2 protein-coding genes are annotated in these 5,829 nt (G+C 48.6%); both read left to right on the forward strand.

The window, feature by feature from the left end; translation table 11 throughout:
• Positions 1–86: 86 nt before the first annotated feature.
• Positions 87–614, forward strand: a complete 528-nt coding sequence (locus ACFFJH_RS10790) for a DUF4214 domain-containing protein (protein ID WP_446697465.1) — start codon at positions 87–89, stop codon at positions 612–614.
• A 543-nt stretch (positions 615–1,157) separates the two neighbouring features.
• On the forward strand, positions 1,158–5,829 hold a 4,672-nt coding region (locus ACFFJH_RS10795; RefSeq protein ID WP_390212444.1), incomplete at its 3' end, for a DUF4347 domain-containing protein.

Here is a 5,829-nt window from a genome sequence, read left to right on the forward strand (position 1 = left end):
CTGATGCGGTAGAAACCAAGATGGGCACCAACCCTATCGTGAAAGACAATAACGTCTTACAACGCGCCGACATGTTTGCGATGCAGATGTACCGTGACTTCTTGTTCCGTGAAGCCGATACCGCGGGTCTCAATTATTGGGTCAAGCAAATTGAACAAGCTGGCATGAGTCGCGAACAAGTGGCGGCTTCCTTTATTGCCTCGACCGAATTCCAACAAGGGATTGGTAGTATTACCCGTCTGTACTTTGGGACCTTTGATCGCTTACCGGATCGTGATGGTTTGGATTATTGGATCAAGCAATACAATGCGGGCACGGCCTTATCGACCATTAGCAACTCCTTTGTTGCGAGTACCGAGTTCCAGCAAAAGTACAGCAGTGTCGACAATAGCCAGTTTGTGGATTTGATTTACCAAAACGTCTTGCATCGTCCTGCGGATGCCGCTGGTAAAACGTATTGGGTTAATCAATTGGTCAATGGCTTTAATCGCGGTGATCTCTTGGCTANTCCGGTCACGTTTGATCAGTTGCTCAATCAACCTCAGACTGATACCGTGACTCTTATTGGGCAGTTTATTCATTCTGAGGAGTATATTGGGCGGTTTATGGCTTAACACAGATCTCTTTCACTCACTACAGAGGGCTACTTATACACCTTTCAGTAGCTTTCTGTATTTTTTCTAAGTCTGTTATGACGACATACTTCAATTTACAGTAGTCGCAATATAATCAGGTCATGTATCATCCCAATTCTCCTTCGTCTATCAAAACACTACACAGCGAGCTAATGCACGCACCTAGTCCAAATGGACTATAGACAAGGTTCCTCTCGAAAAGTATTGTCCGCAACTATTTATAGAAGAAATTTCAATTACACATTGGGTTACTCGCCCACCATTGTCGCGCGCTTTTTTTGAACTACTGACATGTTTCTCAACATGCAACGATACTTTCGTCATAAGTAGCAAACTTCATTTCTCCTAACTAATTTGAATCACGATCGCACTCATTAATCATTTTACAAACCTCAGGAACGATCTTCTATCTCGCGACATCTGTGCCACAGCATCTGCTTAGCAAGCACTAACGCCCTCTTAGCTGGCATTACCTCTTAATTTTCGTCTAGTACAGCAACCGATAAATTTGAACTAAGTATTATGAATTTACCTCTGCAACAACATGGCACTCATTCACCAGATTTAATCAATGTGAAAAATGATGTGCAAAGCAAAACACTTTCAACACAAATCACATCTGGAAATATCTTTACTCCGCAAGAAGCGGGCAGCCCTGTCCATATTATATTTATTGATAATCGGGTCGCCGACAGCAATAGCTTATTGCGCGATATTCCAATCGGCACTGAGCTTGTTTATATTACGCCCAGTAGTGACGGGCTGCAGCAAATCGCGCAGCATTTATCAGGAAAACTAGTCGATTCAATTCAACTTATTTCACATGGAAATGCTGGTGATATGTGGTTAGGTAGCAGTTATTTGAATCAACAAAATTTGAATAATAGCGCTGCCACACTAGCACAAATCGGCCAATCAATTCGACCAGGTGGCGATATCTTGCTGTATTCCTGTGATTTAGCACAGGGCGAATCGGGGTTACAATTCATTCAAAGTTTCGCACATCTCACTGGTGCCGATGTCGCCGCGTCGGATGATCAAACTGGTGTAGGCGGTGATTGGGAATTAGAAATCACGACTGGCAAAATTGATGCTCCAACTATTATCACGCCGGAAGCGCAAGCAAACTATCCACATAGCTTAGCAACCTTAACCGTCACTACCAATTCTGACGTTGGCGATGACTTTAGTTTTTCAACACTAGCCAACGATATGATCGATGGTGGCGGGCTGTCACTACGAGAAGCACTAAGGTGGGTTAACGATGGGGATACAGTAACCTTTAACGCCCCTATGAACATCGAATTAAATAGTAGGGAACTCATTGTTATTCGAAGCATTAGTATCAACGGTGATCTCGACAGGAACGGCACGCCCGATGTGGTCATTGATGCGAACTATAAAAGTGGTGTTCTCGAAATTATTTCTGGCGGCACCCCCTCGACCGTTACTTTAGATGGCCTAGTGCTTAGAGAAGGCCTTTTTTCCGGACCAGGAGCTTCATATAACAATCCGAGCGCATTTAATATGCTTGGCGCGGGACTGAGTATCAGTATGAGTATCGTCAATGTCAGAAATTCTGATATCTCGGGTCATAGAGCGTCAGGTGGTGGAGGCAATAGTGGATATAGTGCCTTTTCTGCTTTTGAACCCTCGGGTATTGGCGGAGGAGGTGGTGGTGGATTTGCCGGTCAAGGTGGAGGTAAAGGAGGCGACTTTCAATCTTCCGCAGACGGTCAAGGTGCCGCTGGTGGAGGGGGGATAGGCGGTGATGGTAGTGCTGGTACTTATGCCGCCTATGCTGGTTCACAAGGCAAAGGTGGATCGACTGTCGGTGGCGCAGGTGGAAATATCCGATCAGGAGAATCCATCGGTGGGTCGGGTGGCACTGCTGGCATAGGAGGAAATACCATTGGTGGAGGGGGGGGCGCAGGCTCTGGACTTTCTGGAGCATCCAATAGCGTTGGTAATGGTGGCAATGCAGCAGCGGCGATATTCGTTAGCAGTATGTCGATCCTCAATCTATCTAACACGCGAATTAGCAACAACTTAGCTGCCGGTGGTGGTGGTGCTGGCGGTACTGAATATGCCAATGGTGGTAAGGGTGGATTTGGTGTGGGCGGCATTTATAACATGGGAACCCTCAATTACCAAGATAGTTCGGTAACACGCAATAACAATTATGGACAAGGTGGTGCTGGAGGTGGCGCATCCACCCGGAACACTGAACCGTTTACCGAAGGCGCGAATGGCGTTGGTAGCAATACAGGAAACGAATGGTTACTGAATGAAGCCGGCGCTAACGTCAATAGCACTTGGGTGCCCCCTGACACCACCCCACCTAGTGTTCTTAGCATAAATCGAACTGGCGCAGCGAACACGAATGCTAGCTCTGTCCAGTTTGCCGTCACTTTCTCAGAAAGTGTGACTGGCGTTGACGCTAGCGACTTTATTCTTACAAAATCAGCAGGCGTCAACGGCGATATTGCAAGCATTAGCGGCAGTGGTGCTAATTATGTAGTAACGGTCAATAACCTTAGTGGTAACGGCAATCTGCGCTTAGATCTGAAAAGCAGCAGTACGAACATTTTAGATACTGCAGGGAATACGATATTTGCAGGCTATAGCATTGGCCAAGTCTATAACATCGATACAACAAGCCCTACTGTCTCCAACGTTACGGTTCCAAACAATGGCACGTATGGCAATGGTCAAATGCTCAATTTGACAGTCAATTTTGATGAGCCAGTCACTGTTGATGTCACAGGCGGAACACCTAGTATTCCTATCACTTTAGATATCGGTGGCAACGTGGTAGCGAGCTACGTAAGTGGCAGCGGCACCAATGCTCTTTTGTTTCAATACACAATCGCCAACGGTAATGTTGATTCAAACGGCATTACTATCGGTAGTGCAATATCTCTAAATGGTGGCAGCTTAAAGGATACCACTGGCAATTCCGCAAATCTCACACTAAACAATGTTGATGCCAGCAATTTAGTTTTTGTGGATGCGGTTGCCCCGACGATGAGTTCAGTGACAACACCGACAATTGGTACCTATGCGATCGGTCAAGCACTCAACTTTACTGTCAACTTTAACGAGGCGGTAAACATTACTGGCGCTCCCACACTCAATTTAAGTTTAGATACCGGCGGAACCGTAGCGGTAAATTATGCGAGTGGTAGTGGCACGAACGCTATCACATTTAGCTACATCGTAACGAGCGGAAACGCGGATACAAATGGTGTAAGCCTAGCCAACACTATCAATTTAAATAGCGGCACCATCAAAGATCTCGCTGGCAATAACGCACCGCTGTCACTCACTGGCATTGGATCACTGACAAATGTCTTAATCGATGGAATAGCACCAACGGTAACTTCAATTGATCGTGTTTCAGCAGCCAGCACCAATGCAACGAGCGTGCAGTACACAGTCACGTTCTCCGAAAGCGTTACCGGTGTGGATACTAGCGACTTTGCTCTCACCACAACGGGCGGTGTTGCTGGCACCATCGCAGCCATTAGCGGCAGCGGTACTACCTATACCGTTACCGTCAATAGCATCACTGGCGATGGCACCATGCGCCTTGACTTAAAGAATTCTGGCACTAGCATTGCGGATGCTGCGACCAATGCCATTGCCACAGGCTACACCAGTGGGCAGGTCTACACCTTGGATACCACCGCACCTAGTGCACCAAGTACGCCAGACATGACCGCTGGCACCGATACGGGTATCTCAAGCACTGACAACATCACAGCGAACACCACACCTACTTTTACAGGAACAGCAGAGCCGAATAGCACGGTCAAATTGTACGATACCGATGGAGTGACCTCATTGGGTACCGGTGCTGCGGATGGCGCTGGCAACTGGAGCATTACCAGCGCAACGTTAACCAACGGATCACACACGATCAAAGCTAGCGCAACCGATACGGCAGGTAATGTTGGAGTCTTGAGTTCAGGCTTATCCGTTTCGATTGCCTCTCCAACCATTACCAGCGCCACCTATGACGCTGCTACTGGCATCCTTTCTGTCACTGGCAGTGGCATGATCACCAATGATCTAATTGACGTTAGCAAATTAAGCCTAGTCGGCGAAAGTGGTGCGTCCTACGCACTCACCACACCAAGTGTCAATGCGAGCAGTCCGACCGCGTTCTCTATCACGCTCAATGCAGCAGATAAACTCGCGATCAATGGCCTACTCAATAAAGATGGTTTGCAAGCCGTCAGCGGTACCGTCTTTAATCTAGCAGCGGCACTCGATTGGGATGGCACCAGTAGTTCCGGTGCCGACCTAACAGGCAATACCGTCACGGTATCAAATGTGACTGCACCGACCATTACCTCTGCCACCTTTGACGGCACGACCAATGTGCTGACCGTCACTGGCACGGGTCTGGTCAGAACCCTCGGTGCCACCAATGACATCACCATCAGTAAATTGACGATTACCGGTGAAGGTGGTGCGACCTACACCCTGTCGACGTCCGGCAATGTTGAAATCACCTCGGCCACCAGCTTTAACATTACCCTCTCGGGTGCTGATACCGGTGGCGTCTCCGCGCTGTTGAATAAGAATGGCACCAGCTCTGCCGTTAGCGCCACCGCCTATAATATTGCGGCGGCCGATGACTGGAACAGCGTCATCACCGGTGGCAATATTGCCGACCTGACTGGCAATGCCATCACTGTCTCGAATGCGGCACCGAACATCCTGAATGCAACCTATGACGCTGCCACAGGAATTCTATCCGTCTCTGCCGTCAATATCGTGAGTGGCGATACGATTGATGTCTCCAAACTCAGCCTCATTGGTCAGGCGGGCGGGTCTTATAACCTGACTTCGCCGAACGTTACCGCTGCCAGCGCCACCGCGTTCAGCGTAACCCTGAACGCCGCCGACAAACTGGCTATCAATGGCTTATTGAATAAAAACGGCACATCTGCGGTCGATGCCACCAGCTTCAACCTTGCTGCCGCCGCTTCCTGGGATGCGTCCACCACTTCGAATGCCGATCTGACCGGCAATGCCGTCACGGTATCGAATGTCGCAGCACCAACGATCACCTCAGCCACATACGATGTCACCACCCATATCCTGACTGTCACTGGCACCGGTCTGGTCAAGACTTTGGGCGCGACCAACGACATTACGGTTTCCACCCTCACCATCACCGGTG

Origin of the sequence: Affinundibacterium danionis (genome assembly GCF_042432465.1) — a bacterium.
Lineage (GTDB): Bacteria > Pseudomonadota > Gammaproteobacteria > Burkholderiales > Burkholderiaceae_D > Undibacterium > Undibacterium danionis.